This window comes from Pseudomonas sp. JS3066, from assembly GCF_036328175.1.
Classification (GTDB): domain Bacteria; phylum Pseudomonadota; class Gammaproteobacteria; order Pseudomonadales; family Pseudomonadaceae; genus Metapseudomonas.
Map to the genome: position 1 here is coordinate 4,402,136 of NZ_CP143312.1, position 24,049 is coordinate 4,426,184.

19 protein-coding genes and 1 pseudogene are annotated in these 24,049 nt (G+C 63.3%); 15 read left to right on the forward strand and 5 right to left on the reverse strand.

Features of this window, described 5'->3' with window-relative positions; translation table 11 throughout:
• The first annotated feature begins 9 nt into the window (after window positions 1-9).
• Both SA496_RS20775 and SA496_RS20780 read left to right on the forward strand, forming a co-directional pair.
• On the forward strand, window positions 10-789 hold the full coding sequence (locus SA496_RS20775) for an IclR family transcriptional regulator (protein ID WP_256660921.1): 780 nt from the start codon (window positions 10-12) through the stop codon (window positions 787-789).
• Window positions 790-976: 187 nt separating this feature from the next.
• Window positions 977-2,284, forward strand: a complete 1,308-nt coding sequence (locus SA496_RS20780; RefSeq protein WP_120654735.1) for an OprD family outer membrane porin — start codon at window positions 977-979, stop codon at window positions 2,282-2,284.
• Between the two features lie 486 nt (window positions 2,285-2,770).
• On the opposite strand, the gene SA496_RS20785 is transcribed toward SA496_RS20780, so the two are convergent.
• On the reverse strand, window positions 2,771-3,619 hold the full coding sequence (locus tag SA496_RS20785; RefSeq protein WP_120654734.1) for an ATPase: 849 nt from the start codon (window positions 3,617-3,619) through the stop codon (window positions 2,771-2,773).
• Between the two features lie 290 nt (window positions 3,620-3,909).
• Here SA496_RS20785 and SA496_RS20790 point away from each other — a divergent pair, with 290 nt between their 5' ends.
• Window positions 3,910-4,188 carry a hypothetical protein gene (locus SA496_RS20790; protein ID WP_153918583.1) on the forward strand — a complete coding sequence of 93 codons (279 nt, stop codon included), beginning with the start codon at window positions 3,910-3,912 and terminating at the stop codon, window positions 4,186-4,188.
• Here the strand turns inward: SA496_RS20790 and SA496_RS20795 are convergent.
• The gene (locus SA496_RS20795) at window positions 4,185-5,174 is read right to left on the reverse strand and encodes an NAD-dependent epimerase/dehydratase family protein (RefSeq protein WP_120654733.1); all 990 of its coding nucleotides are present in this window, start codon (window positions 5,172-5,174) and stop codon (window positions 4,185-4,187) included. The two genes, SA496_RS20790 and SA496_RS20795, sit on opposite strands and share 4 nt — an antisense overlap.
• Window positions 5,175-5,306: 132 nt before the next feature.
• Window positions 5,307-6,197: a LysR family transcriptional regulator ArgP gene (locus tag SA496_RS20800; protein WP_120654732.1), complete on the reverse strand. Its 891-nt coding sequence runs from the start codon at window positions 6,195-6,197 to the stop codon at window positions 5,307-5,309.
• 100 nt (window positions 6,198-6,297) lie between these two features.
• Between SA496_RS20800 and SA496_RS20805 the strand changes: the two genes are divergently transcribed.
• The 4 genes from SA496_RS20805 to SA496_RS20820 all read left to right on the forward strand — a co-directional run bounded on the left by SA496_RS20805 (window position 6,298) and on the right by SA496_RS20820 (window position 10,458).
• Entirely contained in the window at window positions 6,298-6,705 is a 408-nt protein-coding gene (locus tag SA496_RS20805) for an ACT domain-containing protein (protein ID WP_120654731.1), read from the forward strand.
• Window positions 6,706-6,710: 5 nt separating this feature from the next.
• The gene (locus SA496_RS20810) at window positions 6,711-7,313 is read left to right on the forward strand and encodes a LysE/ArgO family amino acid transporter (RefSeq protein WP_120654730.1); all 603 of its coding nucleotides are present in this window, start codon (window positions 6,711-6,713) and stop codon (window positions 7,311-7,313) included.
• A 209-nt stretch (window positions 7,314-7,522) separates the two neighbouring features.
• Window positions 7,523-8,104 carry a superoxide dismutase [Fe] gene (sodB, locus tag SA496_RS20815; protein WP_120654729.1) on the forward strand — a complete coding sequence of 194 codons (582 nt, stop codon included), beginning with the start codon at window positions 7,523-7,525 and terminating at the stop codon, window positions 8,102-8,104.
• A 287-nt stretch (window positions 8,105-8,391) separates the two neighbouring features.
• Window positions 8,392-10,458 carry a putative bifunctional diguanylate cyclase/phosphodiesterase gene (locus SA496_RS20820; RefSeq protein WP_120654728.1) on the forward strand — a complete coding sequence of 689 codons (2,067 nt, stop codon included), beginning with the start codon at window positions 8,392-8,394 and terminating at the stop codon, window positions 10,456-10,458.
• Window positions 10,459-10,634: 176 nt separating this feature from the next.
• On the opposite strand, the gene SA496_RS20825 is transcribed toward SA496_RS20820, so the two are convergent.
• Together SA496_RS20825 and SA496_RS20830 are read right to left on the reverse strand one after the other, a co-directional pair.
• Window positions 10,635-11,540 carry a GIDE domain-containing protein gene (locus tag SA496_RS20825; RefSeq protein ID WP_330114395.1) on the reverse strand — a complete coding sequence of 302 codons (906 nt, stop codon included), beginning with the start codon at window positions 11,538-11,540 and terminating at the stop codon, window positions 10,635-10,637.
• Window position 11,541: 1 nt separating this feature from the next.
• Complete coding sequence (locus SA496_RS20830) at window positions 11,542-12,114, reverse strand: LemA family protein (RefSeq protein WP_330114396.1); 573 nt, start codon at window positions 12,112-12,114, stop codon at window positions 11,542-11,544.
• Between the two features lie 202 nt (window positions 12,115-12,316).
• On the opposite strand from SA496_RS20830, the gene SA496_RS20835 reads away from it, so the two are divergent.
• From SA496_RS20835 to SA496_RS20865, 8 genes and pseudogenes are all read left to right on the forward strand, one after another.
• Window positions 12,317-13,654, forward strand: a complete 1,338-nt coding sequence (locus tag SA496_RS20835) for an imelysin family protein (RefSeq protein WP_120654725.1) — start codon at window positions 12,317-12,319, stop codon at window positions 13,652-13,654.
• Between the two features lie 290 nt (window positions 13,655-13,944).
• The gene (locus SA496_RS20840) at window positions 13,945-15,372 is read left to right on the forward strand and encodes a di-heme oxidoreductase family protein (protein WP_153918573.1); all 1,428 of its coding nucleotides are present in this window, start codon (window positions 13,945-13,947) and stop codon (window positions 15,370-15,372) included.
• Window positions 15,373-15,382: 10 nt separating this feature from the next.
• The gene (locus tag SA496_RS20845; RefSeq protein WP_120654722.1) at window positions 15,383-16,447 is read left to right on the forward strand and encodes an imelysin family protein; all 1,065 of its coding nucleotides are present in this window, start codon (window positions 15,383-15,385) and stop codon (window positions 16,445-16,447) included.
• Between the two features lies 1 nt (window position 16,448).
• Complete coding sequence (locus SA496_RS20850; protein WP_120654721.1) at window positions 16,449-17,546, forward strand: DUF1513 domain-containing protein; 1,098 nt, start codon at window positions 16,449-16,451, stop codon at window positions 17,544-17,546.
• A gap of 877 nt (window positions 17,547-18,423) precedes the next feature.
• Window positions 18,424-18,534: pseudogene (locus SA496_RS29320) on the forward strand (hypothetical protein); the annotation flags it as partial.
• A gap of 228 nt (window positions 18,535-18,762) precedes the next feature.
• Window positions 18,763-19,467 carry a methyl-accepting chemotaxis protein gene (locus SA496_RS29325; RefSeq protein WP_442965095.1) on the forward strand — a complete coding sequence of 235 codons (705 nt, stop codon included), beginning with the start codon at window positions 18,763-18,765 and terminating at the stop codon, window positions 19,465-19,467.
• 240 nt (window positions 19,468-19,707) lie between these two features.
• A complete protein-coding gene (locus SA496_RS20860; protein ID WP_120654719.1) occupies window positions 19,708-20,859 on the forward strand; it encodes an efflux RND transporter periplasmic adaptor subunit in 1,152 nt (383 codons plus the stop codon).
• Window positions 20,860-20,885: 26 nt separating this feature from the next.
• A complete protein-coding gene (locus SA496_RS20865; protein WP_120654718.1) occupies window positions 20,886-23,939 on the forward strand; it encodes a multidrug efflux RND transporter permease subunit in 3,054 nt (1,017 codons plus the stop codon).
• Window positions 23,940-24,049 lie beyond the last annotated feature (110 nt).

Here is a 24,049-nt window from a genome sequence, read left to right on the forward strand (position 1 = left end):
GCGCGGCAGGTGGCGGAGACTCAGGGTAAAGACGATGGTGGCACGGTCAGGTCGGTGGAACGCGCGCTGGCGATAGTCGAGCTATTGGGCGAACACCAGGAACTCGGGCTGGAAGAACTCCACTACCTCACGGGACTGCCGAAGGCGACCGTCTCGCGACTGCTGCACACCCTGCAGGAGCAGGGCTGGCTCTACCGGGGACTGTGCGACCGCCGCTATCGCCTATGCTCCCGCCGCCTGTTCGGCAATCCCGCCCAGCGGTTCAGCCGGCTCCTTGTCGAGCAGGCCGCGCCGCTGCTGCTGGACCTGAGCGAGAGCACCGGGCTGGTGGCCGACCTGTCGTACTTTGACGGCGACGAGCTGCATGTGATGGAAAGCTCCATTCCGGAGGTGCTGCGCAAGCGATATCCGGGCAATCGTCTGGTCATAGGGCTGCGGGCCAGCCTGTTCCATTCGGCCATGGGCAAGGCCTGCCTCGGCGAGTTGGACAGTTCCGAGGTACAGCGCCTGGCGCAGCACCACCGGCTTAGCGGTGATGACCTGCTGCAGGCCCACGAACAGACCCACAACCGCGGCTTTGGCGAGCGCACCGAGGGCTCGTGGGAATACTCGATACGGCTGCCCTTCCTGATCCGCGCCGTGGCGCTGCCGATACTCAGCCGCGGCCGCCTGGTCGGCAGCATCGCGCTGCACTGGCCACGGGATACCGGCAGCGTCGAGAGCGTAAGGGAACGCCATCTCGGAAGACTGGCCAGCACCGTCAGCCAGTTGCAGCACAGTCTCGGCTGAACACTCGACCGCCGTCTTGATGAAAAGTATCCGTCGACAACTCTGACGGATACTTTTCATTCACTCTTGAAGTTGTGATTCCACAGCGCGGAACCCAATTGAATTGCCCTTTATTCGCGTGAATCGACAATAGACCACGACCCGGAAATCGGTCTTTTCGTCATAACACAAGAATAAAGGTGATGAGATGTGCAGAGTTCGCTGCGAGTATCTGGCAGGGATTGCCGGACTCTTACTGGCAGGAAGTGCAAGTGCCGATGGCTTTATCAATGACAGCATCACGTCACTTCGCTACAGCCAGTTCTACTGGAAGGAAAACAACGGCGACGGTGTCGGCCCCACCCGCGACGAATGGGTCCAGGGCACTCAGTTCAGTTTCAATTCCGGCTGGTACCGGGACGTGCTGGGCGTGGACTACAGCTACGGCCTGGCCGATGACCTGCGCATCGGCGACGACGCCAACAGCATCAGCAACCTCGAACCCGACGACTCGGTGCAGTCACCTCATGGTCTTGCCAAGCCCCTGGAGGCCTACCTGCGCGGCCGCCTGCAGGGAGACGCAGGCGAACTGGTGGTGGGCGGCGGCAAGAAGGTCCGCCGCTATGCCCAGTATTTCGATGACGCCACCCGTATCCTCCCCGCCGGTACCACGGGCCTCGATGCGGACTACCGCATAGGCAGCCTGAACCTGCGCTACAGCCGGGTGAACCAGTTCAGTCCGCGCAACGAGAATGGCTGGGGCGACGACCTGAGCAATTTCCGCGGCGAGAAGATCGACCAACTGCAGCTGTTCGCCCTTGCCTACCGGATGCCCTTCGGCAGCAACTTGCTGGCCGAATACTCCGAGTCCGATAACTACTTGCGCGCCGCCTCCATCAAGCTGGAGCACAGCTTCGACCTGGGTGCCGGCCGCTTCATCGATCTCTACGCCACCCAGGGCATGCAGCAGGATGCCGGCGATCTGTTCGACTACCAGGGCGTACCCGGACTCTACGAAGCAGAAACCTCCCATGACGCGCGCTATATCGATCTTTCCGCGAAATACCGTACGACGAACTATTACGCCGGCATGACCTACAACAAAGTTCGAGGTGACGACTTCGACCGTTTGTTCTTCAGCAAGGATCACGGCGCCTGGAACAGCAGCGCAAAGTTGTTCTATTTCTTCGGCGTGGAAGATGAGGAAATGTTCAAACTTGTGGGCGGCACCAACTTCAGTTCAATTGGTCTTCCACAACTCAGGCTGGATGTTCACTATGCCTTTTCCGATCACGCAGCCGGTTACGACGGGTTTTCCCGCCGGGAATTCCAGAGTTTGCTGCAGTACAGTTTCACGGGCGCCCTGAAAGGCTTGAGCCTGGTCTGGCTGCACAACGAGTTCCACACCAAGGGCCAACCGGACGGCATCGAGCGCACCACCGCTTCCCGCGGCCCGGCAGGGATCATTACCCACAATGCCGAGCGGTTTTATCTGAATTACGTATTCAGGTTTTAAGGCTGGAGACGCGATCTTCACTTTGAATTGAAAATTTATGCGCGTGTCCGGGCCTCCCTCCCCCGCCCCCTCTCCCAAACCTAGAGGGGTGACTCGCGCCGGCGACGACCTAACAATCCTGAAGCAGCCCGCGACCTGGAACTAAGCAACCATTCCGCCCCTTCAGAAGGCCGAGCGGAATCGTTGCAGAGGGAACGAGCGGCATCGATGCCGCGAGAGGCGAGAGGGGCCCGGCGCAATGATGGAGCGAGGGCACCCGGCGAAGCCGGGCCGGATGCAGGGGCAAGCGTACTTGCTTCCTTTTGGGCGACTGCAAAAGGGAGTCGCCCGGGAAGGTGAAACATTAAGCCAGAGCCCGCTCGTCAATGAGCTGGACTCCCAGGCTCCAGATTGCCAATAACATGCGAAACCTTCCCGAAACCTCGAATCACCCATAAAAAAGCCCCCGAACCACAAGGCACGGGGGCTTTTCTCAAGCAGCTTGGATCAGCGCATGTTCAGCTGCTGCTGCAGGTTCTGCACCTGGCTTTGCAGAGTGCTGATATTGCGGGTCATTTGCGCGCGGAAAGCATCGAACTCGGCGGTGCTGGCACCCTGGGACGGTGCCGGACGGTTGTCCATTTCGCTACGCAGCACCAGCAGGTCCTGCTCCAGGCCCTTGATCGCCTGGTTCGGATTGCCCTGCTTCTTCAGCGCCTCGACATCACTGCCCAGGCCCTTCAGACGGCTGTCCAGCTGGGCCATATCGCCTTGGGCGGCCTTGAGCTTGCTTTGCTCGCTCGCCAGGCCGTCGAGCTTGCTGCCCAGTTGGCTGCCCACCTGGGTCGCCGCACTCTGCGCAGCCTTGACGTCAGCCGCGAGCTGATCGACTCGCTTGCCCTGGCTGCCAAGCTGAGCGCCAGCGGCCTGCTGCTGCTTGGTCAGTTCGACTACCTTGGCCTGCAGCTGCTTGATCTGCAGTTTCATGGACTCACTGCCGCTGGTCACGCTGGATTCGGTGGCGACCACCTTACCGGAGATGTCCTGGATGCGGCCGGCTGCCTCTTCACTGATGCGGGCAAAGCTTTCCTGCGTCGCCACCAGTTGCTGCTCCATCAGGCTGATCTGCTGGAAGCTCCACCAGCCGAGGCCACAGAGGGCGACGACCAGGGCAACCACCAGGGCCCAGAGCGGCCCGGTGCTGGCTCCCTTGCCCACGGGAGCAGCGGCTGAATAACCATTGTTGTGGCGATGCACGGGCTCAGCCACCGGGTGATGACCGAACTCGTCGCGATCACGGGCATCGGTAGTCAGGCTGGGGACATCATCCACTTCGTCAAGAGCGTCGTTGCGCATTGGGGGACCTTTGGAGAGAAACGCAGAACCGCGAATGGCCGGGAGTATACCGGTTCGCACGGCGGTCTTCAGCGTCGCGCCACGGCGGTGCGGGTTGCACTGCTCAGGGGCAGAGACACTCGATTGACCACGCCAGGGCCCAGCAGTTCCGGGGTTTACAGCCTGGTACGGGGCTTGCTAGCCAGTTGCCAGCCCCGGCACGGGGCCATGCCAGGAAATCGCCATCCGGAGCCAAAGGCTCCGCCAGGCTTCTCGCTCGTCGCCATGAAGGGCAGGAGCACACTTCGACCATGGGGGAAGAAGGAGTGGAATTGACCAAGGCTGTGCTGGACTGCATGCAAACCCTGCGGCGCCAGCTTCGAGACGAACAGGCTGTGGATATCCGCCTCAGCCAGCCCGACGCCATCCTGTCCATGCTCAATGCGTGCGCCGAATCTCAGCGCGACACGACCCGCGAGCTGGGCGAGCACCTCAGTATCCTGACCGGCATTCGCCTCAAACCGCCGGTGCTGAGCGAAGAAGAACTGGTTCGCAAGTACACCCAGTACGCCGGTCCCTTGCGCGGTTAGGGCTGCTGAGCGCCCCACCACGCACAGAACTCATCCAGCGCCGTCCAGACGTTCACCCGCGGATCGTAGTCCAGGTACTGCCGCGCGCGGCTGATATCCAGGGAGAAGTCCTTGGCCATCACCGCCACGGCCAGTCGATAAAGCGAGGGTTCCGGCCGCCCCGGCAGAATCCTGCAGACCGACTCGTTCACGAGCGCGGCACTGTAGGCCAAGCCATAGGGAACGTGCCGGGTCACCTGGGGGACGCCCAGCTTGCGCAGCACATAGTTGATGACATCCCAGATCGGCACCGGTTGGCCATTGCTGATGTTGTAGACCTGTCCAAGCGCCGGCCCGGCAGCCAGAAGGCCGCTGAGCAGGGCGTCGTTGAGGTTCTGCACGCTGGTGAAGTCGACCTTGTTCAGGCCGTTGCCGATGATCTTCAGACGGCCTTTGCGCTGCATGGCGATAAGGCGCGGAAAGATGCTGGTATCCCCCGCGCCAGTGACGAAGCGCGGACGGAAGGCGATCACTTCCAGGCCGAACTCTTCGGCGGCGAACACTTTCTGCTCGGCCAGGTACTTGGTGGCGCCGTAATGATCGGAGAAGCGCTTGGGCACCTGTTCTTCACGAATACCGACATGGGAACGGCCATCGAAGTAGATCGAAGGCGAGGACAGGTGCACCAGACGCTTCACTCGCTGCTTCAGGCAGGCTTCGACCACGTTTTCGGTGACCTGTACGTTGGCCTGGTGAAAGTGCTCGTACTTGCCCCAGACGCCGACCGCGCCTGCGCAATGCACCACCGCTTCGACGTCGTCGCACAGGCGCAGCACCAGGTCCGTGTCCGACAAGTCGCCCTGGACGAATTCGGCACCGCGCTTGACCAGATGCTCCACGCCCTCCGGCCGGCGTCCATTCACCCGCACGTCGAGCCCCTGCTCCAGCGCGAAACGAGCGAAACGTCCGCCGATGAACCCACTCGCCCCTGTCACCAGAATCTTCATCGATGGTCCCCTGCCATGCCTCGTGATGCCCGCGACTCTAGCAGCCCTGATGCCTGCCAGGTGTGGCGTCGCGAGCCAATAGAACGACTCTGAACGTTATCCCCGATCATCGTTCCCGCCGGGCCGGCAACGTCACAGCGGCACCAGCCAGCGACTGGCTGCCGCAGCCAGATGATCGGTGAGCAGGCCCAGCAGTTCGCCGCCATGTCGCCAGTGATGCCAATAGAGCGGCACGTCGATGGGCTGGTCGGCAATCAATTCCCGCAACTCGCCCCGCGCCAGCTGCGCCCCCACCTGCTGCTCGGGCACCAGCCCCCAGCCCAGGCCGCCTTCCGTCAAGCGCACGAAGCCTTCCGAGGAGGGACAAAGGTGATGGACGAAGCCGCCTTCGACTCCCAACGCCGCCAGGTAACGGTGCTGCAGCAGATCATCCGGGCCGAACACGATTGCCGGTGAGCGGGCCAATGCCCCCGGCGTGACGCCCTTGGGGAAATTCCGCTCGATGAACGCGGGGCTGGCCAGGGCACGGTAACGCATCGCACCAAGCGGCAGACTGCGGGCGCCGGCCACTGGGCGTTCAGCAGCGCAGACACAGGCCGCTACCTCACCAGCACGCATGCGCTTCAGGCCCACTTCCTGGTCCTCCACCACCAGTTCCATCAGTACCCGCTGTTCGGCGCAGAACTGCCCCACGGCGGCGGCCCACCAAGTGGCCAGGCTGTCGGCATTCAGGGCAATTCGCAGGCGTTCCGGCATGTCGCCCTGCTCGAGTGCCGGCACCTGGCGTTGCAGGTCGCGTTCCAGCAGGCGCACCTGCTGCACATGGTTGAGCAGGCGCGTGCCCACTTCAGTGGGCGCTGGCGGCGTCGCGCGTACCAGCACCGGCTGACCGACCCGCGCCTCCAGCAGCTTGATGCGCTGCGATACGGCGGACTGCGACAGCCCCAGCAACTGGGCCGCGCGCTCGAAACCACCCTGTTCCACCACGGCCGCCAAGGCGGCCAGCAACTTGTAGTCGAACAAATCAGTTTTCCTAATGAGAGATCAGCAAGATTCGTTTTCCTTATACATCTTCGCGCCGCAGACTCGCCACATCCCAACCCGTCGTAGCGAAGGAAGCACCATGGCCGGCGAAACTGCACTCTCCATTCTGATCCGCAACATGTCGCCGCAACTCAACCCCGGCCAGTACGTGTTCTGCACCCTCGAAGACGCCGCCCGCCTGCAAGGCAGCGTGCCGCTGGGCAGTTTCCGCGAGCGCGAAGGACTGACCGTGATCCTTGAACGCAGCGAGGCCGATCGCCTGGGCCTGGCCTACGACTACAGCGCGGCCTGGATCACCCTGGAAGTGCATTCCTCCCTGAGTGCAGTAGGCCTGACCGCGACCTTCGCTGGCGCCCTGGCCCAAGCCAGCATCAGCTGCAACGTCGTAGCGGGCTATTTCCACGATCACCTGTTCGTTGCCAGCGCCGACGCCGAACGCGCCCTTTCTACCCTGCGGGCCCTGGCGGCCAACGCCCAGGCGGAGTGAGCAACATGTGGCAGAGCTATCTGAACGGAATACTGGTGGCGGCGGGCCTGATCATCGCCATTGGCGCACAGAACGCCTTCGTCCTTGCCCAGAGTCTGCGCCGCGAACACCACCTGCCGGTGGCCGCACTCTGCGTGCTGTGCGATGCGTTGCTGGTCAGCGCCGGCGTCTTCGGCCTGGCCACCCTGCTGGCACAGAACCCCGTGCTGCTGGCCATCGCCCGCTGGGGTGGCGTGGCCTTCCTGCTCTGGTACGGCATTCAGGCGCTGCGTCGCGCAGTTAAGCCCGGCATCCTCGACCAGTCCGCTGAAACCGGACCGCGATCGCGCCGCGCGGTACTGCTGGCGGCCCTGGCGGTCACCCTGCTCAACCCCCACGTCTACCTGGACACGGTCCTGCTGATCGGCTCCCTCGGTGCGCAACAGGCTGTCCCCGGCGCCTACGCCTTGGGCGCTGCCAGTGCCTCGCTGGTATGGTTCTTCGCCCTCGCCCTTGGCGCCGCCTGGCTCGCCCCCTGGCTGGCGCGTCCAACCACCTGGCGCCTGCTCGATCTGGCAGTGGCGGTAATGATGTTCGGCATGGCGGCTCAATTGGTGAACGGAATCTGAGTGCGTCGGGTCCAGATGAGATAACCGTGCCAGAGCCCTGGCGGCAGGGCTTAACCACACAGTTGCTGCGTGGTTAAGCCCCATGCCCGATGCTATGATCCGGACTTCGCGGCAATAAAGAGTACAAACTCGCAGCCGCTTTTTCGGCCGACCGTGAACGGCCCCGCGCCTGGCGCAAAAATCCCGACCTGATGATGAAGGAGATAGACATGGCTTTCGAATTGCCGCCGCTGCCTTACGAAAAGAACGCCCTTGAGCCGCACCTGTCCGCCGAAACCCTGGAATTCCACCACGGCAAGCACCACAACGCCTACGTGGTAAACCTGAACAACCTGGTTCCGGGCACCGAGTTCGAAGGCAAGAGCCTGGAAGAGATCATCAAGACTTCTTCCGGCGGCATCTTCAACAACGCGGCCCAGATCTGGAACCACACCTTCTACTGGAACTGCCTGAGCCCGAACGGCGGTGGCCAGCCCACCGGCGCCCTGGCTGACGCCATCAACGCCGCCTTCGGTTCCTTCGACAAGTTCAAGGAAGAGTTCACCAAGACCGCCATCGGCACCTTCGGCTCCGGCTGGGCCTGGCTGGTGAAGAAAGCTGACGGCTCCCTGGCCCTGGCCAGCACCATTGGTGCCGGCGTTCCGCTGACCAGCGGCGACACCCCGCTGCTGACCTGCGACGTTTGGGAACACGCCTACTACATCGACTACCGCAACCTGCGTCCGAAGTACGTAGAGGCCTTCTGGAACCTGGTCAACTGGGACTTCGTAGCCAAGAACTACGCAGCCTGAGACCCGCTCCAGCGGTAAGAGAAACCCGGCCATTCGCCGGGTTTCTTCATTTTTGCGCGTCATTCGTCGTCTTGTTGCGGTACAAGGGAAAAATTGTCGGACACCCCCTCAAGGTCGGACCGGTTCGCACCGACATAAAGGAGAGGGGGAATCGAAAGCGGCGGTCCCGAGAGTGGATCGATGCTTTGAATAGTGGCATACACATACTGGCCCTTTGACGGCCAAGGCCTGTTTGCCAATACTCACACCCGTCTGACGCCTGGCGGCATCGAACAAGGAATCTCCATTTGAAGCTGGATCTCAAACACAGCTTGTCGCTGAAGCTGCTGCGTGTGGTGCTGCTGTCCGCACTGGTTGTCGGTGTGGTGCTGAGCTGCGCGCAGATCGTGTTCGATGTCTACAAGACGCGGCAGGCGGTTTCCAACGACGCCAACCGGATCCTTGGCATGTTCCGCGACCCCTCGACCCAGGCCGTCTATAGCCTGGATCGCGAGATGGGCATGCAGGTGATCGAAGGCCTGTTCCAGCACGAATCAGTGCGCCACGCCTCCATCGGCCACCCCAACGAGCCGATGCTGGCGGAGAAGGACCGGCCGCTGATGGAGCTGTCGACCCGCTGGCTGACCGACCCCATCCTCGGCAAGGAACAGACCTTCACCACCCAACTGGTCGGCCGCAGTCCCTACAGCGAGTACTACGGCGACCTCAGCATCACTCTCGATACAGCCCCATACGGCGAAGACTTCGTCACCAGCTCGGTGATCATCTTCATCTCCGGTGTACTCCGCGCCCTGGCCATGGGCCTGGTGCTCTACCTCGTTTACCACTGGCTGCTGACCAAGCCGCTGTCGAAGATCATCGAGCACCTCTCCAGCATCAACCCTGACCGCCCCAGCGAGCACAAGCTGCCCATGCTCAAGGGCAACGAGAAGAACGAACTGGGCCTGTGGATAAACACGGCCAACGACCTGCTGGCCTCCATCGAACGCAATACCCACCTGCGCCGAGAAGCCGAGAACAGCCTGCTGCGCATGGCCCAGTACGACTTCCTCACCGGTCTGCCCAACCGCCAGCAACTGCAGCAACAACTCGACCAGATTCTCGAAGACGCCGGCCGTCTGCAGCGCCGCGTGGCGGTGCTCTGCGTCGGCCTGGACGACTTCAAGGGCGTCAACGAACAGTTCAGCTACCAGACCGGCGACCAGTTGCTGATTGCCCTGGCCGACCGCCTGCGCAGCCACAGCGGCCGACTGGGCGCCCTGGCACGCCTGGGGGGCGACCAGTTCGCCCTGGTCCAGGCCGATATCGAGCAGCCCTACGAAGCCGCCGAACTGGCCCAGAGCGTGTTGGACGATCTCGAAGTGGCCTTCTCCCTGGAACAGCAGGAAGTACGCCTGCGCGCCACCATCGGCATCACCCTCTTCCCGGAGGATGGCGACAGCACGGAGAAGCTGCTGCAGAAAGCCGAGCAGACCATGACCCTGGCCAAGAGCCGCTCGCGCAACCGTTACCAGTTCTACATCGCCAGCGTCGACAGCGAAATGCGGCGGCGCCGCGAACTGGAGAAGGATCTACGCGAAGCCCTCAACCGAGGCGAGATGCACCTGGTCTACCAACCCCAGGTGGATTACCGCGACCACCGTGTAGTGGGCGTCGAAGCGCTGCTGCGCTGGCAACACCCGCAGCACGGTTTCGTGCCGCCGGACCTGTTCATCCCGCTGGCCGAGCAGAACGGCACGATCATTCCCATCGGCGAGTGGGTGCTGGACCAGGCCTGCCGCCAGCTTCGCGAATGGCACGACCAGGGCTTCAGCGAACTGCGCATGGCCATCAACCTTTCTACCGTGCAGCTGCACCATGCGGAGCTGCCAAGGGTGGTGAACAACCTGCTGCAGGTCTATCGCCTGCCACAACGCAGCCTGGAGATGGAAGTCACCGAAACCGGCCTGATGGAAGACATCTCCACTGCCGCCCAGCACCTGCTGAGCCTGCGCCGCTCCGGCGCGCTGATCGCGATCGACGACTTCGGGACTGGCTACTCCTCGCTGAGCTACCTGAAGAGCCTGCCGCTGGACAAGATCAAGATCGACAAGAGCTTCGTGCAGGACGTGCTGGAAGACGAAGACGACGCCACCATCGTCCGCGCCATCATCCAATTGGCGCGCAACCTGGGCATGCAGGTGATCGCAGAAGGTGTGGAAACCACCGAGCAGGAAGCCTACATCATCGCCCAGGGCTGCAACGAGGGTCAGGGCTATCTCTACAGCAAGCCCCTGCCCGCCCGCGAACTCACCCTCTACCTCAAGCAGGCCCGTCGCCTGTCCAACGCTGCGTCCAATCCCGCCACACTCTGACGTCAACCCTCTCCCCCTAACCTTTCCCTGAAGGGAGAGGGTGCTTACCGTGCAAAGCTCAGGATTCGTTTGTGGGAGTGAATTCATTCGCCAAGGGTCGCGCAGTGACCCCGCTGGGTGGATGGCGCCCCCCCCACATTGAACGCCAATGGTGGATCGATGAAGCGTGATTGGATCTACAGGAGCCCAGTCACCTTCAGCAGGTAGACGGTCGCCACCGCACCGCCGACGCAGAGCACTGCGCCAAGCAGTGCCTGCCAACGGAACTGCCGGGCGAGCACATCTTCACCATGACTGGAGAGCAGGAAAGGGTGCGACTCCACCGGACGACGCATCTGATTCACGGCAGGCGCCGCGCTGGTCTGGCGATGACGGTCTTCGGCTTCGAGGCTGGCGGCCAGGCGCACGCGCGACCACTCCGCTTCGTCCAGCTGGCCATCGCCGTTGCTGTCGAAGCGTTGCAGCAGGCCGGTGAAATCGCCTTTCCATTCGCGGATCACCGCCCCCTGGGCCGAGGTCGGCTCCAGACCCTGCCGACCACCGCCACTGGTGCGGAAGTCACCGATGGCGTACAGCGGCTCGTCGGCATGCAGACGCTCCTCGGTATAGCGGTACTCGCCGCCAGACAACCAGCCACTCAGGCCGCCAGAAACGCGGGCACCACGAGGATGACGCTGATGGCCTTTCCAGACTTCGCGGGTCGACGGGCGCACTTCGGCACCGCGCGGATCGATCAGGCATTCGCCAGTGGAGTCGGCCAGGCGCAGCCAGGCGTCGCTGACGCCACTGTCCACCACTCGCCAGCTCTTGCTCTTGCCTCGCTCGCTGTACTCCTCGATGCGATAGCGCCACCAGAGGCAGGGCTTGCCCGTCAGTGGCGCCACCAGTTGGCCGTCTCCATTGGGATGGAGCATGCCGTAGAGCTCCACGTATCCCTGGGCCGCTGAGCGGATCTTCGAGGTCGGGGTATCCAGCAGCAGCCGCGCCTGGGCCAGGCGGCGCAGGCACCACCAGCCACCACCGGCAAAGGCGCCCAAGCTGAATCCCAGGCTGATGGCCAGCCCGGCTACATCCACTGCCATGTCAGTTGAACAGGCTCTTGAGATCGACGTCGGCTTTCTCGGCGTCGCTGAACTCCAGCAGCTCGGCAGCCTTGAAGCCGAACAGGCCGGCGATGATCACATCCGGGAACTGCTCGATGCGCACGTTGTTCAGGTTCACCGCCTCGTTGTACAGCTCACGGCGGTCGGCGATGCCGTTCTCCAGGCCGCTGATGCGCTGCTGGAGGAACTGGAAGCTCTCGTTGGCCTTGAGTTGCGGGTAGCTCTCCGCCAGCGCGAAGAGCTGCCCGAGGCCGGCGCGCAGACCGCTCTCGGCCTGGCCGAGCGCGCCGATGTCACCCTTCTCGCGGGCACTGGCCACGGCATTGCGCGCTGCGATCACCCGCTCGAGGGTGGTGCGCTCGTGCTGCATGTACTGCTTGCAGGTCTCCACCAGCTTGGGCAGTTCGTCATGCCGCTGCTTGAGGAGCACTTCGATGTTCGACCAGGCCTTGCCTACCCCGTGCTTGAGCCGCACCAGCGCGTTGTAGAGGATCACCGCGTAGGCGGCGACCAGAAGCAGGACCACGATCAGGGCAACGCTGGTCAGACTCATGCAGGCTTCTCCTTCAGGCTGCGGGTCATGGGGAACCGGGCGATTCTAATGGCATTCGTACAGGGACGCGGAGACCCCGTACACAGCTGTTGCAAAACGCCCGACAACATCCTTTCCAAAAATGAAAATCTTTCGCATTATGTTGCGGTTTTCATTTGCGCAACTTCAGATTGCCATCACCCAGAAGCAAAGGACCTCGCCCATGATTCGTAAGCCCCTGGCTGCCGCCAGCCTGCTCGCCGTCGCCATTGCCCTCACCGGTTGCGGTGACGACAAGAAAGAAGCTGCAGCACCGCAAGCCACCGCACCGGCTGCCAGCACTGCCGCGGCCCCGGCTGCAACTGCCAAGGTCGATGAGGCCGAGGCCAAGAAAGTCGTTGCTCACTATGCAGACCTCGCCCTGGCCGTCTTCACCGACGCCCACGCCACCGGCGCAAACCTGCAGAAAGCCGTTGACGCATTCCTCGCCAAGCCCGACGCCGACACCCTGAAGGCAGCCCGTGAAGCCTGGCTGGCCGCCCGCGCGCCCTACATGCAGACCGAAGTGTTCCGCTTCGGCAACCCGGTGGTCGACGACTGGGAAGGCCAACTGAACGCCTGGCCGCTGGACGAAGGCCTGATCGACTACGTCGCCGGCGACTACCAGCACGCCCTGGGTAACCCTGGCGCCACCGCCAACATCATCGCCAATACCACCATCCAGGTCGGCGAAGAAAAGATCGACGTCACCGAAATCACCGGTGAGAAACTGGCCAGTCTGAACGAACTGGGCGGCTCCGAAGCCAACGTCGCCACCGGCTACCACGCCATCGAATTCCTCCTCTGGGGTCAGGATCTGAACGGCACCGGCCCGGGCGCCGGCAACCGTCCCGCCACCGACTACGTGGTCGGCGAAGGCTCCACCGGCGGTCATAGCGAGCGTCGCCGCCAGTACCTGAAGGCCGTGACCGACCTGCTGGTTTCCGACCTCGAGTACATGGTTGGCCAGTGGAAACCGGGCGTTGCCGACAACTACCGCGCCAAGCTGGAAGCCGAACCGGCCGAATCCGGCTTGCGCAAGATGCTGTTCGGCATGGGCAGCCTGTCTCTCGGCGAGCTGGCCGGCGAGCGCATGAAGGTCGCCCTGGAAGCCAACTCCACCGAAGACGAGCACGATTGCTTCAGCGACAACACCCACAACTCTCACTTCTACAACGGCAAGGGCATCCGTAACGTCTACTTGGGCGAGTACAAGAAGGTCGACGGCACCACCCTGACCGGCCCGAGCCTGTCCTCCCTGGTGGCCAAGGCTGATGCTCAGACCGACACCACCCTGAAGGCCGACCTGGAAGCCACCGAAGGCAAGCTGCAAGCCCTGGTGGACAGCGCCAACAAGGGCGTGCATTTCGACCAGCTGATTGCCGCCGACAATACCGCCGGCCAGCAACTGGTGCGTGACGCCATCGCCTCTCTTGTCAAACAGACCGGTGCCATCGAGGATGCCGCTGGCAAACTCGGCATCACCGACCTGAAGCCGGACAACGCCGATCACCAGTTCTGATCGACACAGCGGTAGCAGGAAGCGGATGCGGCCCAGTGCCGCATCCGCTTTTTTGTGCCTGAAGTTCCGTGCGTTTCCTTGTAGGGGCGAATTCATTCGCCAAGGGTGGCGCAGCCGCCCCTGCGCGGCTTCGGGGCAGGACTTCGTCCTGCTTGGCGATTGAAATCGCCCCCACAAGGATGTCTACGGACTCCGGCCAAGAATGCAAGCCAAACGCAAATCCCTCTTATTCAGAGCCCCCAGTCCTGATAAGCTTGCCGGCCTGTTTATTTGCCGACCGGACCCCGCCAATGCTCGCTCCACCGGCCTTTCGCCGCCTGTCGCCCCTGCTGCTGGCCCTTGGCCTCAGTGCCTGTGACGACGCGCCGCGGTTCACCCAGGCCGAACCCGGCGAGCACCTTTCCGGCGGAGCTGCTTCGGTCCGCCAGTTCGACCACAACGCCTTTTCCATGCCCTCGGGCAACCTGACGCCCTCGCGCAGGCTGGACTTCAGCGTGGGTAACAGCTTTTTCCGCAACCCCTGGGTTATCGCGCCCTCCACCACCACGGCGCGTGACGGCCTCGGCCCCCTGTTCAATACCAATGCCTGCCAGAACTGCCACGTGAAAGACGGTCGCGGCCATCCGCCGGAACCAGGTGCAAGCAACGCCGTGTCGATGCTGGTACGCCTGTCGATTCCGGCTGACGCCTCGGCCGAACACGCAAGGCAGCTCGAACGTCTGGGCGTGGTGCCGGAACCCGTTTACGGCGGCCAGCTGCAGGACGTATCGATTCCCGGCCTCGAGCCCGAGGGCAAAGTGCGGGTCAGCTACGACACCGTTCCAGTGACCTTTGCCGACGGCACGACTTTAGAGCTGCGCAAGCCGCGCCTGGAAATCACCCAACTCGGTTATGGCGCGATGCATCCCGATACGTTGTTCTCCGCACGCGTCGCCCCGCCGATGATCGGCCTGGGCCTGCTCGAGGCGATCCCCGAAGCGGCGATTCTCGCCAATGCGGACCCGGACGACACCGATGGTAATGGTGTCCGCGGCCGCGCCAACCAGGTCTGGGACGATGTCGCCGGCAAGACGGTGCTCGGTCGCTTCGGCTGGAAGGCCGGGCAGCCGAATCTGAATCAACAGAATTTTCACGCCTTCTCTGGTGATATGGGCCTTACCACCAACGCCCTGTCGAAGGACGATTGCACGGCGGCACAGACCGCCTGCAAGACCACGGTGAATGGTGGAGAGCCGGAAGTCAGCGATAACATCCTGTCCCTCGTATTGTTCTACACCCGCAACCTGGCCGTACCGGCCCGCCGCGACGTGGATAGTGCGCAAGTACTGGAAGGCAAGGGCCTGTTCCACCGGGCTGGCTGCCAGTCCTGTCATACCCCAAGTTTCACCACTGCGGCCGATGCCGCCGAACCCGAGCTGGCCAACCAGGTGATCCGTCCATACAGCGACCTGCTGCTCCACGACATGGGCGAGGGCCTGGCCGACGGCCGCGCTGAGTTCCAGGCCACTGGCCGCGACTGGCGCACCCCGCCGCTCTGGGGCATCGGGCTGACCGAAACCGTGAGCGGCCACACCCAGTTCCTGCACGACGGCCGCGCACGCAACCTGCTGGAGGCCATTCTCTGGCACGGAGGCGAAGCGGAAGCGGCGAAGCAGAAGGTCCTGAAATACGATGCCGGACAGCGTGCCGCGCTGCTGGCTTTCCTGAATTCTCTATAAGGAGCCCTGCATGTTCCGTCCCAAACTGCTGTTCACCAGCCTCGCCGCCCTGGCCCTGGGCGCCTGCGCCCCGCAGGACCCCCAGGCGCAGACCGCCTCGGCCCTGGCCAAGGACGTGATCCTGCCAACCTACAGCCGTTGGGTCGATGCGGACCGCCAACTCGCCGCAAGCGCCCTGGCCTTCTGCTCCGGCAAGGAGGATCTGGCCAAGGCCCGCGCCGACTTCCTTGCCGCGCAAAAAGCCTGGGCTGAACTTCAGCCGTTGATGGTGGGCCCGCTGGCCGAAGGCAACCGCGCCTGGCAGGTGCAGTTCTGGCCGGACAAGAAGAATCTGGTCGGCCGCCAGGTGGAACAGCTGATCAAGGCCCAGCCCAACCTCGACGCCACCTCCCTGGCCAAGGCCAGCGTGGTGGTCCAGGGCCTTTCGGCCTACGAATACATCCTCTTCGACAGCAACCTGGACATGGCCGACGGCGCCCAGAAAGCACGCTACTGCCCGCTGCTGCAAGCCATCGGCGAGCGTCAGAAGACCCTGGCCGAGGAGATCCTCACCCGCTGGAACAGCAAGGACGGCATGCTCGACCAGTTGAGCAAGTTCCCCAACCAGCGCTACGCGGATTCCCACGAGGCCATCTCCGAGCTGCTGCGCGTCCAGGTCACCGCCCTGGACACCCTGAAGAAGAAACTCGGCACACCTATGGGTCGCCAGACCAAGAGCCTTCCGCAGCCGATGCAGGCCGACGGCTGGCGCAGCGACTCTTCCCTGGAAAGCCTGAGCGCTAGCCTGGCCAGCGCCGAAGCCCTCTGGCTGGGCAAGGACAAACATGGCATCCGCAGCCTGCTGGGTGACGACCAGAAGGCCTTGGCCGAGAAGATCGACGCTGGCTACAGCGAAGCGCGCGGCAAGCTGGCCGCCGTCAAGCAGCCGCTCAGCGAATTGCTGGCCAGCGAAGACGGCCTCAAGCAGCTCAATGACTTCTACGACAGCCTCGACCGCGTACAGCGCCTCCACTCCGGCGAGCTGGCCAAGGCCCTGAATGTACAGCTCGGCTTCAACGCCAACGACGGTGACTGAAATGCTCCGGCGCCAGGTCCTCACCCTCGCCAGCCTGCTACTCGGTGCCGTTGGCATCGGCGGCTGGACCCTGAGCCGCAAGGGCGAATCGCCCCTGCTGCTCTCCGCCCGCGACGACGCCGACGGCCAGCATTACGCCGTGGGCTTCCGCCTGGATGGCACCCAGGTGTTCGCTACCCGTGTCGCCCAGCGTTGCCACGACATCGTCGAGCATCCCAGTGAACCGGTGGCGCTTTTCGTTGCCCGTCGTCCGGGCACCGAGAGCTACCTGGTGGACCTGCGCGACGGTCGCCTGCTGCAGACGCTGACCTCGCAGAAGGACCGCCACTTCTACGGTCACGGCGTCTGGCATCGCGACGGTGAATGGCTCTACGCCACCGAGAACGACACCACCGACCCGGGCCGGGGCATGCTCGGCCGCTACCGCTACCAGTCGGGCCAGTTAACCCACGAGGGCGAAATTTCCACCCACGGCCTCGGTCCGCATCAGGTTTCCTGGATGCCCGACGGTGAAACCCTGGTAGTGGCCAACGGCGGAATCCGTACCGAGGCCGAAAGCCGTGTGGAGATGAACCTCGACGCCATGGAACCGAGCCTGGTGCTGATGCGCCGCGACGGCGGCCTGCTGTCGAAGGAAACCCTGCCACAGCAGATGAACAGCGTCCGTCACCTGGCCATTGGTGCCGATGGCACCATCGTCGCCGGGCAGCAGTACATGGGAGATGCCACCGATCGCGCCGACCTGGTCGCGATCAAGCGCCCAGGCCAACCCTTCCAGCCCTTCCCGCTGGAGGACGAGCAACGCCTGGCGATGGTCCAGTACACCGCCAGCGTCGCCATTCATGACGAGCTGCGCCTGGTGGCCCTCACTGCACCGAGAGGCAACCGATTCTTCATCTGGGACCTGGATAGCGGCGCCGTGCGCCTCGACGCACCGCTGCCGGATTGCGCCGGTGTCGGGGCCGTGAAAGACGGTTTCGTCGTCACCTCGGGCCAAGGTCGCTGCCGTGTCTACGACTGCCGCAGCGACCAGTTCACCGCCACCCCGCTGCAGCTGCCGGCAAGCTTCTGGGACAACCACCTGCACTTGGCCGTGTAGGAGCGCGCTTGCTCGCGAACAGTCCGCGCGCACTCTTTCGCGAGCAAGCTCGCTCCTACAGAGGCCCGGCCTTCGTCCGGCACCAGTGAAAGCCCCGCCACTCCTGGCTTCCTGGCACTTCCGTACCCCACAAATTCCCTGTCGCAGCCCTTCAGCGGCACCGCGCCGTGCCGACTATGTGTATGCCTGCCTGACGTACCCCCAACGCGCCTTCCTGGCGCTCACACAACTGCAACATTCGTCAGGTAGAGAGCCACCATCCCTTCCTTTCTCCACGAGGCGCAACATCATGTCTCTGCGACGCTCCCTGCGCGGCCAGATCCTCACCCTGCTCGGCGGCAGCCTGCTTCTACTCCTGCTGATCGCCCTGGCCTGTTTCCACTTCCTCTCCGGCGGCATCCAGTCCTATCGCGGGCTGGTGGACGGCACGCTGGAAGCTTCAAGTCTGGTGGATGAGGCCAACCTCGAATTCAAGGTGCAGGTCCAGGAGTGGAAGAACGTGCTCTTGCGCGGCAAGGACCAGGAGAACCTGAACAAGTACTGGAGCCAGTTCGAAGGCCAGGAAGCCAAGGTCCAGGCCGTACTCGGCAAGCTGCTCGACAAGGCCCGCGACCTCGACGACAGCGCCCTGCGGGCAAAGGTGGAGAACCTGCGCAACGAACACCGCAACCTCGGCATCGCCTACCGCAAGGGCCGTGACGTGTTCGTCGCCTCCGGCGCTGATCCGGCGGCCGGCGACAACGCGGTCAAGGGCATCGACCGCGCCGCCAGCGAGCAGATGAGCGCACTGGTGGCTGAACTGCATGCCCGTGGCACCCAGCAATCCGAAGCCATCAGCGCCGGCGCCGACAACACCGTGAACCTCGGCCTGGCGGTCATGCTGCTGTCGAGCATCGGCATCGGCCTGTTCAGCCTCTGGTTGCTCAACCGCAACCTGATCGCGCCCATCAGCTCGTTGATCGAGCACATCGCCCAACTCAGCCAGGGCAACTTCGGCCAGCGCGTCGATACCCGCCGCGCGGATGAACTGGGCCGGCTGGCCGTAGCCGCCAACACCCTGCGCGACTTCCTCGCCGATACCTTCAACCGCCTCAAGCAGAGCACCGCGCAACTGGACAGCGCCAGCGGCGAACTCAGCGCCATCGCCAGCCTGATGGCCGAAGGTACCCGTGAGCAGTTCTCACGCACCGACCAGGTGGCCACAGCCATGCACGAGATGTCCGCCACGGCCCAGGAGGTGGCTCGCCACGCCGCCGAGGCCGCCGGTGCGGCCGATCAGGCCGACCATTCGGCGCAGCAGGGTGGCGCGGTGATGCAGGCGACCATCCACAGCATCACCGGCATGCGCAGCGAGATCGCCAACACTGCCGAAGTGATCCGTCGCCTGGAAAGCGACAGCGGCCGCATCGGCAAGGTGCTGGAAGTGATTCGTGGCATCGCCGAACAGACCAACCTGCTGGCGCTGAACGCCGCTATCGAGGCGGCCCGTGCGGGTGACCAGGGCCGTGGCTTCGCGGTCGTCGCCGACGAGGTACGTACCCTGGCACAGCGCACTGCCGAGTCCACCGCCGAGATCCATCAGATCATCGACACGGTTCAGACCGGCGCCCTCAACGCTGTCCGCGCCATTGAGAACGGCCAGAACCGCAGCGAGGAAAGCGTTGCCCAGGTCACCGAGGCCGGCGCCATGCTGCAACGCATCACCGATTCGGTCGAAGCCATCCGCGACATGAACCGGCAGATCGCTACCGCCGCGGAAGAACAGACCTCGGTGGCCGAGGACATCTCGCGCAACCTCACCGAGATAACCGCCATCGCCACCACCAACGAGGAAAATGTGCGGCGCACCCAGGGCGCCAGCCAGCACCTGCATGGACTTTCCGGCGACCTCAACCAGCTTACGGGACGCCTCCAAGCCTGAACCGAATGCAGCACAGGGAAGTGCTGCCGGGCCTTGTCCCACGATCAGAAAGGTCCGAATCCTTCCGCAGGAAATTCATCGATCTGATTCGATCTCCAGCGATTCTCACGGCGCATAAGCAGCAAACTGCGTGAACGCAACGTTCTGCAATTTCTTGTCTTTGACTTGGTCTAACTCTGGTACTAAGGTGCTTGCCTCGCCTATTCCCAGGCCACTTTTTCCCTGCCAAGGAACCGGAATATGTTGCTCCGCCGCATGCTCATCATGCTGGGCGTGGTTGCCCTCGTGGTGACCGCCCTTGCCGCCTATAAAGGCTTCTCGATCTACCAGCAGATCCAGCAGTTTTCTGCGCCCCAGCCTCCCATCAGCGTCTCTGCCGAGCAGGCCGTCGAGCAGCCCTGGCAAAGCCGCCTGCCCGCCATCGGCTCGCTGAAAGCCTTCCAGGGCGTCGACCTCACCGTGGAAGCCAGCGGTACCGTCCAGGACGTGCTCTTCCTTTCCGGCGAGAAGATCAAGCTGGGCCAACCGCTGATCCAGATGGACAGCGACGTCGAACGCGCCAGCCTGGCCACCGCGGAAGCCGAACTGTCCCTGGCCCGCGTCGAGTTCGAACGCGGCCGCAGCCTGGTCAGCCGGCAGAACATCTCCAAGAGCGAGTTCGACCGCCTGTCTTCGGAACTCCAGGCCGCCACTGGCAAGGTTGCCCAGCTCAAAGCCCTGATGGACAAGAAGCGCATCGTCGCGCCCTTCGCCGGCACCATCGGCATCCGCCAGGTCGACGTCGGCGATTTCCTCTCCTCGGGCACCATCATCGCCACCCTGCAGGACCTGAACACCCTGTTCGTCGACTTCTTCCTGCCGGAGCAATCCGCTCCGCTGCTGAAAGTCGGACAGAAGGTGCGCATCAGCGTCGCCGCGTTCCCTGGCGAATCCTTCGAAGGCGACATCGCCGCGCTCAACCCCAAGGTCGAGGAAGCCACCCGCAACCTGCAGGTGCGCGCGATGCTGCAAAACCCCGACGGCAAGTTGCTGCCGGGCATGTTCGCCAACCTCGAAGTGCTGCTGCCGGGCGACCAGGAGCGCGTGGTGGTTTCGGAAAGCGCGATCACCTACACCCTCTACGGCAACTCCGTGTATGTGATCGACGAGAAGAAGAATGCCGAGGGCCAGACCGAGAAAGACCAGGACGGTCAGCCTCAGTTGGTGGTGGAGCGCCGCTTCGTTGAAACCGGCGAACATCGCGATGGCAAGGTCGTGATCCTCAAGGGCCTCCAGGCTGGCGAGCAGGTGGTGACGTCCGGCCAGCTCAAGCTGGATAACGGCTCCCACGTCGCCATCGCGCCCGACCAGACCCTGTCCAGCCCCCCGGACAAACAAGCCCGCGCCCAATAAGCGGCATACGCGCGAAGGAACAGAACATGGCTTTCACAGATCCTTTCATCCGTCGCCCGGTACTGGCGACCGTGGTCAGCCTGCTGATCGTGCTGCTGGGCTTCCAGGCCTTCAGCAAGCTGGTGATCCGCCAGTACCCGCAGATGGAAAACGCCCTGATCACGGTAACCACCGCCTACCCTGGCGCCAACGCCGAGACCATCCAGGGCTACATTACCCAACCGTTGCAACAGAGCCTGGCCAGTGCCGAGGGCATCGACTACATGACGTCGTCGAGCCAGCAGAACATGTCGGTCATCCAGATCTATGCACGCATCGGCGCCAACTCGGACCGCCTCTTCACCGAACTCCTGGCCAAGGCCAACGAGGTGAAGAACCAGCTGCCACAGGACGCCGAAGACCCGGTGCTGTCCAAGGAAGCGGCAGACGCTTCGGCGCTGATGTACATCAGTTTCTACAGCGATGAGCTGTCCAACCCGCAGATTACCGACTACCTCTCGCGGGTGATCCAGCCCAAGCTGGCGACCCTGCCGGGCATGGCCGAGGCGGAAATCCTCGGCAACCAGGTCTTCGCCATGCGCCTGTGGCTGGACCCGGTGCGGATGGCGGCCTACGGCATCACCGCCAACGACATCAACGACGCGGTGCGCAAGTACAACTTCCTCTCCGCCGCTGGCGAGGTGAAGGGCCAGTACGTAGTCACCAGCATCAATGCCACCACCGACCTCAAGTCCCCCGACGCCTTCGGCGCCATCCCGGTGAAGACCGTGGGTGACAGCCGCGTGCTGGTGCGCGACGTGGCACGGGTGGAAATGGGCGCGGAGAACTACGACTCCATCAGCTCCTTCGACGGCATTCCGTCGGTCTACATCGGCATCAAGGGCACCCCCAGCGCCAACCCACTGGACGTGATCAAGCACGTGCGCGCGATCATGCCGGAGTTGGAGTCCCAGCTTCCGCCGAACCTCAAGGCATCCATTGCCTACGACGCCACCCGATTCATCCAGGCCTCCATTGACGAGGTGGTGAAGACCCTGGGTGAAGCAGTGCTGATCGTGATCGTGGTCGTGTTCCTGTTCCTCGGCGCCTTCCGCTCGGTGCTGATCCCGGTGATAACCATCCCGCTGTCGATGATCGGCGTGCTCTTCTTCATGCAGTTGATGGGTTACTCCATCAATCTGCTGACCCTGCTGGCCATGGTTCTCGCCATCGGCCTGGTGGTGGACGACGCCATCGTGGTGGTGGAAAACATCCACCGGCATATCGAAGAAGGCAAGACGCCATTCGATGCGGCCATCGAGGGCGCCCGTGAAATTGCCGTGCCGGTGATCTCCATGACCATTACCCTGGCAGCGGTCTATGCCCCCATCGGTTTCCTGGAAGGCCTGACCGGCGCGCTGTTCCGCGAGTTCGCCCTGACACTTGCGGGCGCAGTGATCATCTCCGGCATCGTCGCCCTGACCCTGTCGCCCATGATGTGTTCCAAGCTGCTGCGCCACGACGAGAACCCGTCAGGCCTGGCGCACAAACTGGACATGATCTTCGACCGCCTTAAACAGCGCTATCAGAAGGCCCTGCATGGCACCCTGAATACGCGCCCGGTAGTCGTGGTATTCGCTGTCATCGTGCTCTGCCTGATCCCGGTATTGCTGAAGTTCACCAAGAGCGAACTGGCCCCGGACGAAGACCAGGGCATCGTCTTCATCATGGCCAAGGCCCCGCAACCGACCAACCTGGACTACCTGAACGCCTACACCCAGGCTTTCGTGAAGATCTTCAAGGAGTTCCCCGAGTACTACTCCTCGTTCCAGATCAACGGCTTCGACGGCGTGCAGTCGGGTATCGGCGGCTTCCTGCTCAAGCCCTGGGACGAGCGCGAGCGCACTCAGATGGAACTGCTCCACGAGGTCCAAGGCAAGCTGAACGAGATTCCCGGCCTGCAGATCTTCGGCTTCAACCTGCCGTCGCTGCCGGGTACGGGTGAAGGCCTGCCGTTCCAGTTCGTGGTCAACACCCCCAACGACTACGAGTCGCTGCTACAGGTGACCGAGCGGATCAAGGCGCGTGCCATGGAGTCCGGCAAGTTCGCTTTCCTCAACGTCGACCTGGCATTCGACAAGCCCGAAGTGGTGGTTGACATCGATCGGGCGAAGGCTGCGCAGATGGGCGTGTCCATGGAGGATCTGGGGTCGACCCTGGCGATCCTGCTGGGCGAGGGTGAAATCAACCGCTTCACCATCGACGGCCGCAGCTACAAGGTCATCGCCCAGGTGGAGCGCGCCTACCGCGACAATCCGGGCTGGTTGAGCAACTACTACGTGAAGAGCGAGAGCGGTGCCATGGTGCCCCTGTCGACCCTGATCAGCGTGCATGACAGCGCCCGGCCGACCCGCCTGAAGCAGTTCCAGCAGCTCAACTCGGCGATCATCGAAGGTTTCCCGACGGTGAGCATGGGTGAGGCTATCGACACGGTGGCACAGATCGCCCGCGAAGAAGCGCCGCGCGGTTATGGCTTCGATTACGCAGGTGCGTCGCGCCAGTACGTACAGGAAGGCAGCGCGCTCTACGTCACCTTCGCGCTGGCCCTGGCGATCATCTTCCTGGTGCTGGCAGCCCAGTTCGAGAGCTTCCGCGACCCGCTGGTGATCCTGGTCACGGTACCGCTGTCCATCTGTGGCGCACTTATCCCGCTGTTCCTGGGCGTGTCCAGCATGAACATCTACACCCAGGTGGGCCTGGTGACGCTGATCGGCCTGATCAGCAAGCACGGCATCCTGATCGTAGAGTTCGCCAACCAGCTACGCCGCGATAAGGGCCTCTCTGTCCGCGAAGCGGTCGAAGAAGCCGCAGCCATTCGCCTGCGACCGGTACTGATGACCACGGCAGCAATGGTGTTCGGCATGGTGCCCCTGATCTTCGCCACCGGCGCCGGTGCGGTCAGCCGCTTCGACATCGGCCTGGTGATCGCCACCGGCATGTCCATCGGCACGCTGTTCACCCTCTTCGTCCTGCCCTGCATCTATACGCTGCTGGCGAAGAAGGACCTGGTGCCCGAGGGCCAGCCGGCGGTGAGCCACTGAGCCCGGACGCGATAAAGAAAAGCCCCGCGATTGCGGGGCTTTTCTTTGCCGGCCTCATCATAGGGTGCGCCATGCGCGCCGGCTCTGTGCCTGTGTGGGGTTTGAAGTAA